Genomic DNA, 17,058 nt, shown 5'->3' on the forward strand with positions numbered 1-17,058 from the left:
GTCGATCAGACGATCAGAACCATCTTGAGCGACTGCTTGTTGAGTGTGGGCGACCACGGGCTGAGCCGAAGAAGCGGCGAAAGCGTTGACTGCGAGTACCGAAAAGGCGAGGCCGAGAAAGAGTTGACGTTTCATGGTGGTGTGCTCCGGGTGTTATGCGTTGGGTATGGAGCGAAGGTTACGCGCCTGGATTTTTAAGAGAACTTCATTGGGTCGATGGTGACCATCGATGGCAATGATGGAGAGGTGTAGGGGCTGAAAATGGCCCGACTGTGTAGGTTCAACAGAAGGCTTGTGTGATGAAATCGCGAACTGAAGTTGACCCTTTTCGCCAGAGAGCCAGACCATGAGCCAGCATGATTTCAAGCAACTGGATGTTTTCAGCCGCGAGCCCTTCAAAGGCAATCCCCTGGCGGTGGTCTTCGCCGCCGACTCACTGACCGACGAGCAGATGCAGGCCTTCTCGACCTGGACCAATCTCAGCGAAACCACCTTCCTGCAGACGCCCCAGGACCCTCGGGCGGATTATCGGGTACGGATATTCACCACCAGCCGGGAACTGCCATTCGCCGGTCACCCGACCCTGGGCTCCTGCCATGCCTGGTTGGAAGCCGGGGGCGTGCCCCAGGGCGAGGAGATCATTCAGGAGTGCGGCATCGGCCTGGTGCGGATTCGTCGCCGAGGTGATGACCTGGCGTTTATCGCTCCGCCGTTTCGCCGTGAAGGCCCCCTGGATGAGGCACTGCGTGAGCGGGTTCGCCTGGGTTTGGGGCTGGCCGCGGAGGAGGTGCTCGATGCCCAGTGGGTGGATAACGGCGTCGATTGGCTGGTGCTGATGTTGCCCGATCGGGCGCGGGTACTGGCGTTAAAACCCGATCAGGCCCAGTTGAAAGGGCTGGCGGTCGGGGTTGTCGCGCCCTGGGATCCGCTGCTGGACGGCGACGATTGTCAGTTCGAAGTGCGTGCTTTCATCTCCGGTGACGGGGTGCCCGAAGACCCGGCCACCGGCAGCCTTAACGCCGGTATTGCACGTTGGCTGCTGGGCGAGGGGCGGGCACCGCAGTCCTACCGGGCCAGCCAGGGCACGGCGATGGGCCGTGCCGGGCGGATCCAGGTGGAGCAGGTGGGCGACGAGATCTGGGTCGGCGGTGCTGCCGTGACCTGTATCACCGGTAGCCTGAACCTATAAGGGTTGGTTCGGCGTTTGGGCGATCAGCAGCATCGTCGCCGACAAGGTGTGCCCGTCGGTAATTTCGCCGGCGGCAATCATTGCCGTGAGCTGCGCCAGGGTGACGAACAGCACGCTGTCGACCTCGCCATCGGTGCTGTCGACGGCTTTACCGTCAATGTCGACCCGGCAGACGGAAACCGCGCTGGCGATCAATGAGGTGTTGCTGTGCAGCAGCCCCAACTCCGTGACCTTCAGGGCCGGCCAGCCGGTCTCCTCCTGAAGTTCACGAGCGGCGGCATCGCTGGCGGTCTCGCCACGGTCGATGGCGCCACGGGGGAACTCGATCGATTGGGCGCCGATGGCCCGGCGTTGCAGCACCGCCAGCATCAGGCGTCCATCCGGCAGGACGGGCACCGCGACCACGCCATTGATGGCCTGGGCTTCCTTGACGATGAAATAACCGCGCTCCTTGACCACGTCGAAGTAGGGCGTGTGCAGCAGGCATTCAGATTCGGTGTCGGGCTTCATGCGCGGTATTACTCCAGAAAGCAGCGGTCGAACAGATAGAGCGCGTCAGGTTTGAGGTTTTCCAGGGTGGCTTGCGGACGGCCGCCATCACCCTGTTTCTTGCGCCCGGTTTCACGCAGGTAGCCGGCGTCGGTCATCTTCAGCAGGCGTTGCCGGGTGCTGGTCTTGAGCACCGGCCGCGCGAGCACCCGGGAAAAAATCGCGGTGGCTTCCGGGGCACTGAACTCGGGGCCGAGGAACATCAGCGGCAAGCTGCTGTACAGCGATTTTGACAACAGCCGTTCCTGTGCCGAGGCCACCAGTGCGTTGTGATCGAAGGGCAGGCGCACCGAAGCGTCAGCGACGCTATCGAGGGCGAACCAGGCCTGCTGCTCGTTGAGGCGCGGCTCTTCACTGACGATGGCCAGGTAGAACGTCGAGGATGACCAGCAGCGCGGGTCGCGAAAGGCGTCGCCGACGGTGCCCACCTGTTCGATCCAGGCCAGTGGCAGATTGACCTTGTCACTGGAGCGCAGGCGCTCGACCGCGTCATCCAGTGTCAGGTCGGCCACCGCACCGTTGACCACCACACCCGGCAAGGCCCAATGACCTTCGAAGGGATCGGCTTCACGTTTGTGCAGCAGGATCTGCAGGGCCTGGGAGTGACGGCAGTAGAAAAGCACGCACAGGTCGACGGTGTGCAGGTAGTCGCTTTTCCTTGGCGCGCGGGGTGTAGGGTCCGGCATATCAATTCCTGTGTGCGGCATAGAGGCCGTAGTCTACCGGATCCATGCCGGGTGCCATCCAGTGGGCGGGCAATGTTTCGCCCCGCGCCAATCGTTCGCGCAGCAGCGTACTGCGCACACCCGCTTGTTCTTCCACGCAAAGCACCGAGAACCGTTCCAGTAACAGCGCCCCCCGATGGAAGTCCGGCAACTGCGCGGCGACGTCGTGTCCGACCACCAGGGCGATCTGTCGGGTGGGCAGGCCCGTCATTTCGGCCAGGGCGCACAGCAGCTCGTAACTGTAGATGGGTGCCTGGGTATTTTCAGCCAGTTGCTGTTCGATCCGACACACCGAAATCGCCGACGCACAGGCCGGGCGCACCTCTTCGACGATCGCCTGCAGCCAGCCCAGGCGCCGCTCGTACTCGGCCATGTGTTTGCCGTGGGGATGCCGGAAGGACGGTACCACCCACACCGAGCGTGCGTGACGTGACGCTTCGATCATCACTTGGGCGTGACCTGCATGCGGGGGATTGAAGGCGCCGCCGTAGATTGCCAGCTGGTACATGGATGGGTCTCCTTTTGCTGTTTTAAGGTACTCGTCATGTACTTATTGATCAAGGGGGTAATTCACGGTTAAGGCCCACTGGAATTTGATAATCAAAAAATAACTATGCTGTGCTTGATTTAAAAGTACATGACATGTACCTTTGATTCATCGCCAAGGGAGAACCTGCCATGAACGCTCAAGAGATCAAGACCGCCGCCTTCGATGTCGACGCCCAGAAGGGCTTCACACCACTCTGCCCGGATGAACTGCCGGTGGTGGGCGGGCACCTGATCGGTGCCGAGCTGAACTTCATGGCCTCGCTGGCCGATCTCCGCGTCGGCAGCAAGGATGCTCACAGTCCCCAGGCACCCTGGGTGGTGGGCTCCCATGAGCAGATGTTCAAACCCACGGGGCTGGAACACGCCGACCTGACCTGGGTCAGCCACTGCGTACCCGGTACCGAAGGTTTCACGCTGCTCGATGAGCTACCGGCGCCCCAGGACTACGATTACTTCGTCTGGAAGGGCGTGGAGCCGGACCTGCACCCTTACGGCGCCTGCTTCCACGACCTCCAGCACAAGCTCTCCACTGGCGTGATCGAGTACCTGAATGCCCGGAAAATCCGGCAGGTGATCGTCGGCGGCCTGGCCCTGGATTACTGCGTCAAGACCACCGCGCTGCAATTGGCGGGGGCGGGTTTCAAGGTCATCGTCTACCTGCCGGCCTGCCGCGCCATCAGTGCCGACGGCGCGCAGCAGGCGGTCCACGACCTGCAGCAGGCGCGTATCGAGGTCGTCAACAGTCGCGAACAGCTGGCCCGCGCGGCTAGCCACAAGGAGTAAGCCATGGAAAGTGCATTCAACCGCGAAGGCGGCATCATCCAGGGTCTGCTGGATACCGACTACTACACCTTCACCATGATGCAGGCGGTGCTGCACCAGTACCCCAACGTCGAGGTGGAGTATCAGTTCATCGTGCGTTCCCGGGAGAAACTCACGCACCTGATCCCCGAGCTGCGCCTTGAACTGGAAAAGCTCGCTGACCTGCAAATGCGCGACGGCGAACTGCGTTTCCTGTTCAACCGGCGTTTTCGCGAATACCTGACCCCGGATTTCGAGCAGTTCCTCGGCCTGTTCCGGTTCAACCTGAGTTATGTCCATGTCAGCGAAATCGACGGTCAACTGAGCCTCCGCGTCCGTGGCCCGATGCTGCACTGCATCATGTTCGAACAGCCGCTGCTGGCTTTGGTCAGCGAGTTGCGCAACCGCGACAAATACCCGCAAGTGACCCTGGAAGACGTCACCCGCAAGCTCTACCAGAAATTTGAATGGCTGGAGAAAAACCTCAGCCGCGATGAACTGGCCGACCTGCGGGTCTCGGACTTCTCGACCCGCCGGCGCTTGTCGTTCCGCGCCCAGCGCGAGGTGGTGGATATCATGCGACGCGATTTCCCCGGCGTGTTTGTCGGCACCAGCAATGCGCACCTGGCCTATGAGTTCGATCTTCCGCTGATCGGCACCATGGCCCACCAATGGCTGATGGTGCACCAGCAACTCGGCCGCCTGCGGGAAAGCCAGAATGCGGCGTTGGAGAACTGGGTGCGCGAATACCGTGGGCGTCTCGGGATTGCCCTGACCGATTGCATCAGCACCGATTTTTTCCTCAAGGACTTCGACCTTTATTTCGCCAAGCTCTACGACGGCTTGCGCCAGGACTCGGGCGATCCGATTGTCTGGGCCGACAAGGTGCTGGCGCGCTACGCGCAGTTGGGGATCGATCCGATGACCAAGGACCTGATGTTTTCCGATGGCTTGAACTTCGAGAAGTGCCTGCCGATCCTGCGCCACATTCGTGGCAAGGCCCGCTTCGGGTTCGGCATGGGCACCAGCCTGGCCTGCGACGTCGAGGGGGTCGAACCGCTGAGTATCGTGATGAAACTGGTGCGGGTTCACGGCGAACCGGTGGTGAAGTTTTCCGATGATCCGGTGAAGAACGTTTGTGAAGACCCGTCGTTCCTGCGCTATGCGGCGCAGGTGTTCAACGTGACTGAATTCAACCAGAAGCTGGAGGTGTGAGATGGGAACCGGGAATCAGGATCGTATTGCCAAGGCGCTTGGCGTGAATCGGCAACTGGCACCGGGCGACGAGACGGCGGAGCTGGCCCGCCGCATCGACTTCATCAAGAAGCTGCTCAAGCGCTCCGGTTGTGGGGCGCTGGTGCTGGGGGTCAGTGGCGGCGTCGACTCACTGACGGCGGGCCGGCTCTGTCAGTTGGCGGTGGAGCAGTTGCGCGAGGAGGGCGGTACGGCGCGTTTTATCGCCATGCGCTTGCCGTACCGGACCCAGGCGGATGAAAGCGATGCCCAGGCGTCCCTGGCGTTTATCCGGCCGGACCAGGTCAGCACCGCGAATATCTCGGCCTGCGTGGAAGGCTTGATGGGCAGCGTCGATGTCGAGGGGTTGCAAGCAACGCCGGCGCAGGTGGATTTCGTCAAAGGCAACGTCAAGGCCCGGGCGCGGATGATGACCCAGTACGCCCTCGCCAACTTCGTCAACGGGCTGGTGGTCGGCACCGATCACGCGGCGGAGGCGCTGATGGGCTTTTTTACCAAGTTCGGCGACGGTGCTTGCGACCTGGCGCCTTTGTCCGGTTTGACCAAGGGCCAGGTGCGGCAGTTGGCGTCGGCCCTGGGAGCGCCGGAGCATTTGGTGTACAAGGCGCCGACGGCCGATCTGGAAGAGTTGCTGCCAGGCAAGCTGGACGAGGTCGCCTATGGCTGCACCTATGCCGAGATCGACGCCTACCTGTTGGGGCAACCGGTGTCGGCGCCGGTCAGCGCGATTATCGAAGCGGCCTATGCCAGGACCGCGCACAAGCGGACCCTGCCGTACTCACCGGTGTAAGCGCAGCGGCCGATGCCGTCAGGGCAGGCTCGGCAGTGATCCGCAGTTCCCGACGATCTGCTGGCCGGCAAAGGCCTTGGCCACGAACAGCGTCGAATCAGGTAGGGAACCATTGACGGTCGCGGAATGGTTGAGCGCCGGATACAGGTGCCATTCGATCCGGTCACCGGCCTTGCAGGCGGCGCGGACCAGCGCCTGCTGGTCTGGCGCGAACACATCGCGGTCCTTGCCGCCCGTACCGACGAAGATCGGAATAGCCGATTTCAGCGTCGGGTAGGCCGCCGCACGGGTGACCGTATCGAAGGCTGCCTTGGGTGAACGCTTGAAGCTGTTGTCGAAGGTGAGTTGGTTGGCGACGACCTGTTGCTCGATCTCATGCAGGCAGCCACGCTGGCTCAGTTCATAGGTCGGCCTTGCCTGTTCATCCAGGTAGTCGCCCGGCTCGAACGAAGGATCCAGCAACCTTGCGGTGTCGAGCCGCAGCAGGTTGTAGGCGAAGGTCGGCACCACCGACTGGTGGGCATTGGTTCGCTCCCGGTTGGCCGCCTTCTGGTGCCTGGCGGCATAGGGTGTCCCCGTTGCCAGCACCCCGACGATATCGAGTTCCGGCGCATAGTCCCTGGCGTACACGGCCGTGCCGAAGGCGGCGCGACCGCCCTGGGACTGGCCGAAGACCACGACCCGTGTCGACAGCTCGAAATCACCGTGGGACACCGCACGGATGCTGTCGAGAATGTTGTACGCCAAGGGGCGGGTGAGCCCGTACGGATGCAGGCCCGGCGTTCCCAGGCCCTGGTAGTCGGTGGCGACGATGGCGTAGCCCTGCGCCAGCCAGTGATTGAGGTAATGGCTGTCGCGCGCGCTGCGACTGTTGAACGACGGTGCGCAGACATCGGCGCTGCCCACCGTCCCATGTGCCCAGGCCATCAGCGGCCAACCACCTTCGGGCGGTGTGCCCTTGGGCACAAACAGGGCGCCGGAGACGACGTTGACCCTGTGATTGTCCACGCCATCGGTCGATGTGTAGAGGATTCGCAGGTTCAGGCCCGCTTCGGCGAGGCTTTGCCCGGACGTCAGTGGTTCGCTGCGCAACAGGCGACCGGGTGTGCCGGGGACCTTGTCGGTCCAGGTATAAAACCCGGGGACACCGCCGTCCCCGGCGACTGGCGAGGGTTCGGCCACTGCACTGCAAGCGCCCAGGGCGGACGCCAGGCACAACATGCCGAGCCATTGGGCGTTGATCCTGTTCATCGACATGTCCTCTGTTCCTGGCAGGTGCTGTCGCTAAAAAGACACTTCAGTGCGGGGATTCAAGGGTCTTGTTCAGCGCCACATACTGCAACAGCATGATGGTCTTGGCATCGACGATCTCCCCGCGACGGACCGCTTGCAGCGCATCGTCCAGGGACAGCTCCAGCACTTCCAGGTCCTCGCCCTCGGCTTCCAGGCCGCCACCGTGGCTGACCTTGCTATCGCCATCGTATTCGCCGAGGAAGAAATGCAGTTTCTCGGTCACCGAGCCCGGGCTCATGAAGGCTTCAAAGATCTTCTGCACGTTCTGCACGCGGTAGCCGGTTTCTTCCTCGGCTTCGGCGCGGATACGGTCCTCGGGCGAGGCATTTTCCAGCAAGCCGGCGGCGGCTTCCACCAACATGCCGTCGTGGCCGTTGACGAACACCGGGAAGCGGAATTGCCGGGTCAGCACCACGGTCTGTTTTTCGCGATTGAACAACAGGATGGTCGCGCCATTGCCTCGGTCGTAGGTCTCGCGGCTTTGCCGCTGCCAGGTGCCGTCGCTGCGCAGGAAGTCGAAGGTGGTTTTCTTCAGCAGATACCAGTCGTCCGAGAGGACGGTGCTGTCGACGATACGAACCCGGTCTTTCGTTGCGGTCATGATCCACGCCCTGTGGTGTGCAAAGGCCGAATCATAAAGCGCAATGGGCGTCTTGTGGGAATTGTTCCCACAAGACGCGCTGACGTGTCAGGCCAGCGCCAATCGACGCTTTTGTTTGCTCGCCACTTTCCAGAAACTCAACAGCGCCACCAGCGGCAGGGCACTGCCCAGGGCCATGATCGCCAGCCAGCCACCTTGTTCATACAGCACGCTGGCCAGGGCCGAGCCGCTGGCGCCACCGATGAAGATGCTGGTCATGTACAAGGCATTCAGGCGACCCCGGCTGGCCGCGTCGAGGGCGTAGACCGAGCGCTGCCCGAGCACCATGTTCATTTGCACCGCGAAGTCCAGCAGCACACCGGTCACGGCCAGGCCGATCACACTGTAGGCCGGATGAATCAGCGCCGGGGCAAAGCTCAGGGTGGCCAGCAACATCGCCAGCCAGGACGCCCGATGCGTATGCCCGGCATCCGCCAGGCGACCGGCCAGTGGCGCGGCGAGGGCGCCCATCGCACCGACCAGGGCAAACAGGGCGATCTGCGATTGCGACAGGCCATGGACCCGCGACAGTTCCAGCGGCACGGCGGTCCAGAACAGGCTGAAGGTGGCGAACATCAGGCCCTGGTACCAGGCGCGCTGGCGCAGCACCGGTTGGTCGCGGAACAGCTTGCCGAGCGAGCCCAGCAGTTGCCCGTAGGTGGCACTGTGGTTGGGCTGGCGTTTGGGCATGGTGGTGAGGATCACCAGCATGATGAACAGCATCAGCACCGCTGCGGCGATAAACACCGTGCGCCAGCCAAAGTGGTCGGCGACCACACTGGACAGCGGTCGCGCCAGCAGGATGCCCAGCAGCAGGCCGCCCATGATTCCGCCGACCACACGCCCGCGTGATTCTTCAGGGGCCAGGTGGGCGGCCAGGGGAATGAGGATCTGCACTGACACCGAACTGAAGCCGATCAACAGCGACACCACCAGGAACACGCTGGGCTGTTGCGCCAGGCCGGCGGCCACCAGACTGACTACCGCGACCAGCGCGGTGCCGATCATCAGCTTGCGGTTTTCCAGCAGGTCACCCAGCGGCACCAGGAAGAACAGGCCCAGGGCATAGCCGATCTGGGTCAGGGACACGATCAGGCTGGCGCTGTGGGTGGAAATGCCGAGGTCCGGAGCGATGAGTTCGATGATCGGCTGGGCGTAGTAGATGTTGGCCACGATGGCGCCGCAGCAGAAGGCGAAGAGCATCACCAGGGCGCGGGTCATGACGGGAGCGGGGTGGGTATTCATCAGCGAAGGCTCTGGAACGGACGGAAAGCGAGTCTAGACATTGCCGGGCGGCGGTGTAAGAGGCTCGCAGGCATAGTTGATATCAGCCATGTTGATTATTCGACGACCCTCGGGGGGAGTTGTTCGAAGATGTAACAACTTGGCCGTAGGCGTGCCCTGGATTTTTTAAATCTTATTTTTAATCAATGACTTGTCTTATAAGTCCGCGCATCCGTGGATTTTTCCAAGAGATTGCGATGTTACTGAACACTTGTTTAGTATCGGTTGCAGCGCTTCACCTCACGCTCAAAAACAATAAGACGAGGGCCCTTCATGACCTCCCACCCGACACTGCTCAACGCGGTCGAGGCCGGCATCGCCCGGATCACCCTCAACCGTCCCGAGCAACGCAATGCGCTGGACATTCCCACGCTCAAGGCACTGATCGAACTGCTGGATCGCTTCGACGCCGATCCGGCTGTCCGGGTGCTGGTGTTGACCGGCAGCGGCCGCAGCTTCTGCGCCGGTGCGGACCTGGCCGAATGGGCCGATGCCGAACGCCGTGGAATGCTCGAAAGCTATGGCTGGACCGAAACCGCCCACGTGCTGATGAATCGCCTGCACGACTTCAGCAAGCCGACCCTTGCCGCCATCAATGGCACGGCGGTGGGCGCCGGCATGGACCTGACCCTGTGCTGCGATTTCCGCCTGGCCGCGCAATCGGCGCGTTTCAAGGCCGGCTACACCAGCATGGCCTACTCGCCGGACGCCGGAGCCAGCTGGCACCTGCCACGGCTGATCGGCACGGAACAGGCCAAGCGTCTTTTGTTCCTCGACGAACTCTGGAGCGCCGACCGTGCCCTGGCCTGTGGCCTGGTGAGCGAAGTCTGCGCCGATGAGCAACTGGCCGCCGCCACCACCGAGCTGGCCACCCGACTGGCGGCAGGCCCGACCTTCGCCTTTGCCCAGACCAAGCTGCTGATCCGCGACGGCGCCCAGCGCAACCTGGCTGAACAGCTCCAGGCCGAACAGGCCGCCGGCTTGCTCTGCGGCCGCAGCCGTGATGGCGCCGAAGCGCTGCAAGCCGCGGTGGAAAAACGCGCTCCTCATTTTATCGGCCAGTAACCGAACAGCAGGTACCCCATGAATTTCCAACTGACCCAAGAGCAGGACATGCTGGTGGACGCGGTGCGCAGCTTTGTCGAGAAAGAGCTGCTGCCCCATGAAGAAGCCGTTGACCGTGCCGATGCCGTGTCGCCGGAGCTGGCCGCGCAGATTCGCGCCAAGGCCATTGCGGCGGGCTTCTATGCCTTCAACATGCCGGAAGAAGTCGGCGGTGGCGGGCTCGACTACCTGTCCCAGGCCTTGATCGAGCGTGAGTTGTCCAAGGTGTCCTGGGCACTCCATGTGTTTGTCGCGCGCCCGTCGAAGATCCTGATGGCCTGCACCGGTGCGCAGATCGAAGACTACCTGTTGCCCTGCGTGCGCGGTGAAAAGGTCGATTGTTTCGCCCTGACTGAACCCGGCGCCGGTTCCGATGCCAATGCGATCAAGACCCGCGCGGTGCGCGCTGGCGATGATTTCGTCCTCAACGGCAGCAAGCATTTTATCAGCCATGCCGGGCACGCGGACTTCGCCATCGTTTTCGCCGTGACCGACACCTACGAACACAGCGGTCGCAAACGCAATGCCGTGACCTCGTTCCTGGTGGACCGCGACACCCCCGGCATGACCATTCGCCGTGGCCCGAAATGTGTGAGCAATCGGGGTTATCACACCAGTGAAATCTTCTTCGACGACTGCCGTGTCCCTGCAGCCAAAGTCCTCGGTGAAATCGGCAAGGGCTGGGACGTCGCCAATGCCTGGCTGACCGCCGGGCGGGTGATGGTCGCCGCCAACTGCGTCGGCCAGGCCCAGCGGGCACTGGATGTGGCGTTGCAATGGTCGGCCGATCGCAAGCAGTTCGGCCAGGCCATCGGCACCTACCAGGGCATCGCCTTCAAGCTGGCGGACATGGCCACGGAAATCCGCGCCGCTGAACTGATGACCCTGCACACCGCCTGGAAAATGGACCAGGGCACCATGACCGACGGCGAGGCCGGTATGGCCAAACTGTTTGCCAGCGAAGTGCTGGGGCGGGCCGCCGACGAAGCGGTGCAGATTTTCGGCGGCATGGGCCTGATGGACGAAGGACCGGTGGAGCGAATCTGGCGCAATGCGCGGATCGAACGGATCTGGGAAGGCACCTCGGAAATCCAGCGTCACATCATTTCCCGTGAACTGCTGCGGCCGCTGCTGCGCTGATTGGACCAGGAGAAGACACTATGTCCAGCCGAGAAGGGTCCATCAGGGACAATCTCAAGCGCCTGCTTGCGCCGCGTCACCTGGCGTTCGTTGGCGGACGCAGCATGGCGCGGGCGTTCAAGCGCTGCGCCGACGGCGGTTTCCAGGGCCAGATGTGGTTGGTCAACCCGCAGCATGCCGAACTCGACGGGATTCCCTGCGTGGCATCGGTCGCGCAGCTGCCCTGTGGGCCCGATGCGGTCTTTATCGCCACCAACCGTGAGCTGACCCTGACCTGTGTCGCCGAACTGGCGGCCAGGGGCGCGGGCGGAGCGATCTGTTATGCCTCCGGTTTTGCCGAAACCGGCGAAGCGGGGCAGGCCCTGCAGGAACAACTGCTGCGGGCGGCGGGCCAGATGGCGCTGCTCGGACCCAACTGCTACGGCTTGCTCGACTACCTGCACAATGTCGCCCTGTGGCCGGTGGCCCACGGCGGCCAGACGGTGGAGAAGGGCGTGGCGGTGCTGACCCAGAGCGGCAACTTCGCCTACAACCTGTCCATGAGCGACCGTTCGTTGCCCCTGGCCTATATGGCCTCGGTGGGTAATCAGGCGCAACTGGGCGTAGCCGAATTGATGGACGTGCTGCTCGATGAGCCACGGGTCACCGCCATTGGCTTGCACCTGGAAGGTTTGAAAAACGTCCAGGGCTTTGCCCGGGCCGCGTACAAGGCGCTGGAGCAAGGGATTCCGGTGATCGCCTTGAAAACCGGGGTGTCGCAGATCGGTGCCGAGCTGGCCCTCAGTCACACCAGCTCCCTGGCCGGCTCCGATGCGCTGTATGACAGTCTGTTCGAGCGTCTCGGGGTGATCCGGGTCAGTGGCCCGGTGAGTTTTGTCGAAACCCTCAAGGCCGCGGCCTGCGGTCATTTACCGCAAGGACCGAGTCTGATCGGGCTGGCCTGCTCCGGTGGCGATGCCGGGCTGATCGCCGACTATGCCGAGGGCAATGGCCTGACCTTGCCCGCGCTGGATGAAGGGCAACGTCGCGAGCTGGCGCAGGTGCTGCCCAGCTACGCGAATTTGGTCAACCCGCTGGATTTCACCACGGCGATCTGGGGCGATCGCGAGGCCCTGGAGCAGATGCTGGAAACGGCTTTGCGTACCCCGGCCGATGCCGCCTTGTTGGTCCTCGATTACCCGGCGCAATTTACCGGTGAACGCAAGGAGTGCGACCTCTTGCTGGAGCTGTATTGCGAGTGCCTGGCGCGGCATGGCAAGAGCGGATTCGTCGCCTCGGCTTTTCCCGAATTGCTCCCGGCCCACGCTCGTGAGCGTCTGCATGCCCATGGCGTGCCGGCGCTGCAAGGGGTGGAGGATGGGCTGGCGGCCTGGGGCCGGATCGCCCATTACCGTCGCCGCCGTGAGGCGTTGTTGGCGGGCGGCGAGGCCGCGTTGGCGCTGGTTTGCCCTGGGGCTGTCGCGGGTAGCGGACGGCTGCTGGACGAGTGGCAATCCAAGCAGGCCCTGCGGCCCTTCGGCTTGCCGTTGCCCGAAGCCCGGTTGTGCCGTCCGGAGCAGGCTGTGGCCGAGGCGCGCAGCCTGGGTTATCCGCTGGTCCTCAAGGTGGTCAGTGCCGATCTGCCGCACAAGACCGAGGCGGGTGGCGTCGCCCTCAACCTCAAGGACGAGGCGGCGTTGCAGGCGGCGCTCGAGACGATGCGCGGCAACCTGGCCCGGCATGCGCCGGAGCTGGTCTTCGATCAGCTGCTGCTGGAGCGTATGGCCCCGCCACCGTTGGCGGAGCTGATCGTCGGCATCAAGCGCGAAGCCGGTTTCGGTCTGGCGTTGGTGATTGGTGCCGGGGGGATTCTGGTGGAATTGCTCAAGGACAGTTGCAGCCTGTTGCTGCCGACCACCGACCAGGCCATTCACCAGGCGCTGCTGGGCTTGCGCTGTGCACCGCTGCTGAGCGGCTTTCGCGGCGGCCCCGCGGTGGACATGCCGGCCTTGGTCCAGGCGATTCGCGCCGTGGCGGATTACGCCTGCGAGAACGCCGAATCGCTGCTGGAGCTGGATGTGAATCCACTGCTGGTCAACGCCGAGGGTGCGGTGGCGGTGGATGCCTTGATCCGTTTGGCTTGAGACGCTTTTGAAAGGCCGCCACCGAACCTTGTAGGAGCCGAGCTTGCTCGCGATAGCGTCCGCAAGATCGACGCCAGACTTGCCGGCCTCATCGCGAGCAAGCTCGGCTCCTACAAGGACCGTGGTCATCCGAAGGAACGGGGATTTACCGTAATACCGAATCAGCAAACGAACCCTTTTCCCGCAACGCAACTGGGGTAATTCGATGAGCGATAATAACAACAAGATTCCTCAACTTTCCCACGGCCTCTCGCTGGAGCGCCGCGACTTTCTCAAGCTCGGCGCCGTTGCCGGGCTGGCCGGCGCCGCCGTTTCCATGGGCTTTCCACTGAGCGCCTGGGCTGCCGATGCCACGCCCAAACCCGGTGGCACCCTGCGCCTGGGCCTGGCCGGCGGCAGCACCTCCGACTCCTACGATCCCGGTTCCTGGAGCGACACCTTCACCTTTGTCGGCTTCTCGGCCATCTACAACACCCTGGTGGAAATCGCCGTGGACGGTTCCGCCATCCCGGAACTGGCGCAAAGCTGGGAGTCCTCGGCGGATGCGCGGATCTGGACCTTCAAGCTGCGCCCCGGGGTGCAATTCCACAACGGCAAGCCCCTGGCCGTCGACGACGTGATCGCCTCGATCGAGCATCACCTCGGCGAGAAGTCCACCTCCGCGGCCAAGACCGTCCTCGGCGAAGTGCTCGCGGTACGCGCCGCCGGCAACGACAGCGTGGCCTTCGAACTGCACTCGGGCAACGCCGACTTCCCCTATGTGGTCGCCGACTATCACCTGGTGATCATGCCCGCCAAGGATGGCCTGGCCGACTGGCGCGCCGGCGTCGGCACCAGCGGTTATCGCCTCAAGTCCTTCGAGCCCGGCGTGCGCATGGCCCTGGAACGCAACAGCGGTTACTGGAAAGCTGGTCGCGCGCATTTCGATGCGGCGGAGCTGCTGGCGATCTCCGACGGCGCGGCGCGGATCAACGCGCTGATCACCGGGCAAGTCGATGTGATCAACAAGGTCGATCTGAAGACCGTCGGCCTGCTCAAGCGCAACCCGAACATGGTCATCGAGGAAACCAAGGGCGCCCAGCAATACACCTTCCCGATGCTCTGCGACAGCGACCCGTTCAAGAACAACGATATCCGTATGGCGATGAAACACGGCATCGACCGCGAAGCCCTGCTCGCGTCGGTACTCAAGGGCTACGGCGCGGTGGGCAACGACCATCCGATCCAACCCGGCAGCCGTTTCCTCAATACCCAGCTGGCGCAGCGAAAATACGATCCCGAGCAGGCGAAGTTCTACCTGCGCAAAGCCGGGGTGGATTCGCTCAAGGTCCGCCTGCAAGCCAGCGATGCGGCCTATTCCGGGGCGGTGGATGCCTCGGTGCTGTTCAAGGAACAGGCCAAGGCGGGCGGTATCGACATCGACGTGGTGCGCGAGCCGGCGGACGGGTTCTTCTCCAATGTCTGGAACAAGCAGCCGTTCACCACCTCTTTCTGGTACAGCAGCCTGACCGCCGACCGCATGTTCAGCATCGGCTATGCCAAGGGCGCGGCCTGGAACGAATCCCACTGGGACAACCCGCGCTTCAACGTCCTGCTCAACCAGGCCCGGGGCGAACTCAATGACCCGTTGCGGCGCGAGATGTACAACGAAATGCAGGCGATCTGTCGCGACGATTGCGGCGCGATCATCCCGCTGTTCGCCAGCTCCGTGGCGGCGCGTTCGACCCGCGTGGCCCACGGCGGGCTCACCGCGCCTTATGGCGAACTGGATGGCTTGCGGCTGATCGAGCGCTGGTGGCAGGCCTGAGGCGGGAGCGCGAGATGAACAGCATTCTGAAGTTGCTGTCCCAGCGCCTGGCGCTGGGGCTGCTGTCGTTGTTCGCGGTGTCGGTGATCATCTTCCTGGCGGTGGGGCTGCTGCCGGGGGATATCGCCCAGGCCATGCTCGGGCAGTCGGCGACCCCGCAAACCCTGGCGGCGTTCCGCACCCAACTGGGCCTGGACCAGCCGCCATTCTGGCGTTTCGTGCACTGGGTCGGGCATCTTTTGCGGGGTGACCTGGGCACGTCGCTGGCCAACCAGCGGCCCATCGCCGAACTGGTCGGCGGCCGTCTGGGCAACACCCTGTGCCTGGCTGGCCTGGCGGCGTTGGTGTCGGTGCCCCTGGCGCTGTTGCTGGGGATGCTCGCCGCGTTGTATCGCAATTCGTGGTTCGACCGGCTACTTAATACCCTGGCCCTGAGTGCAGTGTCGTTCCCTGAGTTTTTCGTCGCTTACCTGTTGATCCTGTTGTTCTCGGTCAAGCTCGGCTGGCTGCCGAGCCTATCGAACCTGCCGCCGGATGCCTCCTTCGGCACACTGCTGGAGCGCTCGGTGTTGCCGGTGGCGACCCTGAGCCTGGTGGTGGTCGCGCAGATGATGCGCATGACCCGTGCCGCGCTGATCAACCTGCTGGCCAGCCCCTATATCGAAATGGCCCGGCTCAAGGGCATCAGCCAGGGCCGGATCATCTTTCGCCACGCCTTGCCCAATGCCCTGGCGCCCATCGTCAATGTGGTCGCGCTGAACCTGGCGTACCTGGTGGTGGGGGTGGTGGTGGTCGAAGTGGTGTTCGTCTATCCGGGCCTGGGGCAGTTGCTGGTGGACTCGGTGGCCAAGCGCGATATCCCGGTGGTCCAGGCCTGTAGCCTGATTTTCGCCGCGACCTACATCGTGCTCAACACCCTGGCCGACGTGCTGTCCATCGCCAGCAATCCACGCCTGATGCATCCGAAGGGGTAACCCATGAAGTCCGTATTCAAAGAGCTGATCCGAGCGCCCTGGAGTGCGAAATTCGGTTTCTGCGTGATTGTCCTGTATGTCGCGGTGGCGCTGTTGGCCCCGCACCTGGCGCCCTATGGCGAAACCCAGGTGGTCGGCGAGGGCTTTGCGGCCTGGGGCACGCAGTTTCCGCTGGGCACCGATAACCTCGGGCGCGACATGCTCAGCCGCCTGCTCTATGGCGCTCGCAATACCGTGGGCATCGCCTTTCTGACCACCTTGCTGGCGTTTCTGCTGGGCGGCCTGTCCGGCCTGATCGCGGCGCTCAAGGGCGGTTGGGTCGATATGGGCCTGTCGCGACTGGTGGATATTCTCATGGCGATTCCGCAACTGATCTTTGCCTTGCTGATCCTCAGTGTGGTGGGCACCACCGCGACCTCGCTGGTGCTGGTGATCGCGCTGCTGGATTCGACCCGGGTGTTCCGCCTGGCGCGGGCGGTGGCGATGAACGTGGTGGTCCAGGACTTTGTCGAGGCGGCCCGGTTGCGGGGCGAGGGCACGGTCTGGCTGGTGACCCGGGAGATCCTGCCCAACGCCGCGGCACCGCTGATCGCCGAGTTCGGCCTGCGCTTCTGCTTCGTCTTCCTGTTTATCAGTGCGCTGTCGTTTCTCGGCCTGGGCATCCAGCCGCCGACCGCCGACTGGGGCAGCATGGTGCGCGACAACGCGGTGCTGATCACCTTCGGCGACCTCACGCCGTTGCTCCCGGCATTGGCGGTGGCGTTGCTCACGGTGGGGGTCAATTTTGTCGTCGACTGGATGCTCTATCGCTCCAGCGGGCTGAAGGAATGTTGAGC

Annotated in this window: 16 protein-coding genes; 10 read left to right on the plus strand and 6 right to left on the minus strand. The window is 63.3% G+C overall.

Annotated features, from left to right (window positions below; all coding sequences use genetic code 11):
• Positions 1–346: 346 nt before the first annotated feature.
• On the plus strand, positions 347–1,189 hold the full coding sequence (locus HX866_RS25455; protein WP_177140620.1) for a PhzF family phenazine biosynthesis protein: 843 nt from the start codon (positions 347–349) through the stop codon (positions 1,187–1,189).
• Here the strand turns inward: HX866_RS25455 and HX866_RS25460 are convergent.
• The 3 genes from HX866_RS25460 to HX866_RS25470 are packed head-to-tail and all read right to left on the minus strand — an operon-like array spanning position 1,184 to position 2,971.
• Positions 1,184–1,699: an NUDIX hydrolase gene (locus tag HX866_RS25460; RefSeq protein WP_177104196.1), complete on the minus strand. Its 516-nt coding sequence runs from the start codon at positions 1,697–1,699 to the stop codon at positions 1,184–1,186. The genes HX866_RS25455 and HX866_RS25460 overlap by 6 nt on opposite strands.
• An 8-nt stretch (positions 1,700–1,707) precedes the next feature.
• The gene (locus HX866_RS25465; RefSeq protein ID WP_177140621.1) at positions 1,708–2,424 is read right to left on the minus strand and encodes an NUDIX hydrolase; all 717 of its coding nucleotides are present in this window, start codon (positions 2,422–2,424) and stop codon (positions 1,708–1,710) included.
• 1 nt (position 2,425) lies between these two features.
• Positions 2,426–2,971: an adenylyltransferase/cytidyltransferase family protein gene (locus HX866_RS25470; protein WP_177097577.1), complete on the minus strand. Its 546-nt coding sequence runs from the start codon at positions 2,969–2,971 to the stop codon at positions 2,426–2,428.
• Between the two features lie 170 nt (positions 2,972–3,141).
• Between HX866_RS25470 and HX866_RS25475 the strand changes: the two genes are divergently transcribed.
• Genes HX866_RS25475 through nadE form a run of 3 tightly spaced genes read left to right on the plus strand, consistent with a single transcriptional unit; the run spans position 3,142 to position 5,857 of the window.
• Positions 3,142–3,795 carry an isochorismatase family protein gene (locus tag HX866_RS25475; RefSeq protein WP_177097576.1) on the plus strand — a complete coding sequence of 218 codons (654 nt, stop codon included), beginning with the start codon at positions 3,142–3,144 and terminating at the stop codon, positions 3,793–3,795.
• A 3-nt stretch (positions 3,796–3,798) separates the two neighbouring features.
• Positions 3,799–5,028 carry a nicotinate phosphoribosyltransferase gene (pncB, locus tag HX866_RS25480; protein WP_177097575.1) on the plus strand — a complete coding sequence of 410 codons (1,230 nt, stop codon included), beginning with the start codon at positions 3,799–3,801 and terminating at the stop codon, positions 5,026–5,028.
• Position 5,029: 1 nt separating this feature from the next.
• Positions 5,030–5,857, plus strand: a complete 828-nt coding sequence (gene nadE, locus HX866_RS25485) for an ammonia-dependent NAD(+) synthetase (RefSeq protein WP_177097574.1) — start codon at positions 5,030–5,032, stop codon at positions 5,855–5,857.
• Between the two features lie 18 nt (positions 5,858–5,875).
• Here the strand turns inward: nadE and HX866_RS25490 are convergent, their stop codons facing one another.
• The 3 genes from HX866_RS25490 to HX866_RS25500 all read right to left on the minus strand — a co-directional run bounded on the left by HX866_RS25490 (position 5,876) and on the right by HX866_RS25500 (position 9,035).
• Positions 5,876–7,108, minus strand: coding sequence for an alpha/beta hydrolase (locus tag HX866_RS25490; protein WP_177097663.1), 1,233 nt, complete (start codon positions 7,106–7,108; stop codon positions 5,876–5,878).
• A 46-nt stretch (positions 7,109–7,154) separates the two neighbouring features.
• The gene (locus HX866_RS25495; RefSeq protein WP_177097573.1) at positions 7,155–7,751 is read right to left on the minus strand and encodes an NUDIX domain-containing protein; all 597 of its coding nucleotides are present in this window, start codon (positions 7,749–7,751) and stop codon (positions 7,155–7,157) included.
• A gap of 87 nt (positions 7,752–7,838) precedes the next feature.
• On the minus strand, positions 7,839–9,035 hold the full coding sequence (locus tag HX866_RS25500; protein ID WP_177097572.1) for an MFS transporter: 1,197 nt from the start codon (positions 9,033–9,035) through the stop codon (positions 7,839–7,841).
• A gap of 312 nt (positions 9,036–9,347) precedes the next feature.
• Here HX866_RS25500 and HX866_RS25505 point away from each other — a divergent pair, with 312 nt between their 5' ends.
• From HX866_RS25505 to HX866_RS25530, 6 genes are all read left to right on the plus strand, one after another.
• A complete protein-coding gene (locus HX866_RS25505; RefSeq protein ID WP_177140622.1) occupies positions 9,348–10,139 on the plus strand; it encodes an enoyl-CoA hydratase/isomerase family protein in 792 nt (263 codons plus the stop codon).
• Positions 10,140–10,157: 18 nt separating this feature from the next.
• On the plus strand, positions 10,158–11,318 hold the full coding sequence (locus HX866_RS25510; protein WP_177140623.1) for an acyl-CoA dehydrogenase family protein: 1,161 nt from the start codon (positions 10,158–10,160) through the stop codon (positions 11,316–11,318).
• A gap of 20 nt (positions 11,319–11,338) precedes the next feature.
• Positions 11,339–13,441 (plus strand): acetate--CoA ligase family protein, encoded by a 2,103-nt coding sequence (locus tag HX866_RS25515; RefSeq protein WP_177140624.1) that lies wholly within the window; start codon positions 11,339–11,341, stop codon positions 13,439–13,441.
• Positions 13,442–13,646: 205 nt separating this feature from the next.
• Positions 13,647–15,248 carry an ABC transporter substrate-binding protein gene (locus tag HX866_RS25520; RefSeq protein ID WP_177140625.1) on the plus strand — a complete coding sequence of 534 codons (1,602 nt, stop codon included), beginning with the start codon at positions 13,647–13,649 and terminating at the stop codon, positions 15,246–15,248.
• Positions 15,249–15,262: 14 nt separating this feature from the next.
• Entirely contained in the window at positions 15,263–16,222 is a 960-nt protein-coding gene (locus HX866_RS25525) for an ABC transporter permease (RefSeq protein ID WP_177140626.1), read from the plus strand.
• Between the two features lie 3 nt (positions 16,223–16,225).
• Positions 16,226–17,056, plus strand: coding sequence for an ABC transporter permease (locus HX866_RS25530; protein ID WP_177097566.1), 831 nt, complete (start codon positions 16,226–16,228; stop codon positions 17,054–17,056).
• Positions 17,057–17,058 lie beyond the last annotated feature (2 nt).

It is taken from the genome of Pseudomonas gingeri, from assembly GCF_013386165.1.
Taxonomy (GTDB): domain Bacteria; phylum Pseudomonadota; class Gammaproteobacteria; order Pseudomonadales; family Pseudomonadaceae; genus Aquipseudomonas; species Aquipseudomonas gingeri_C.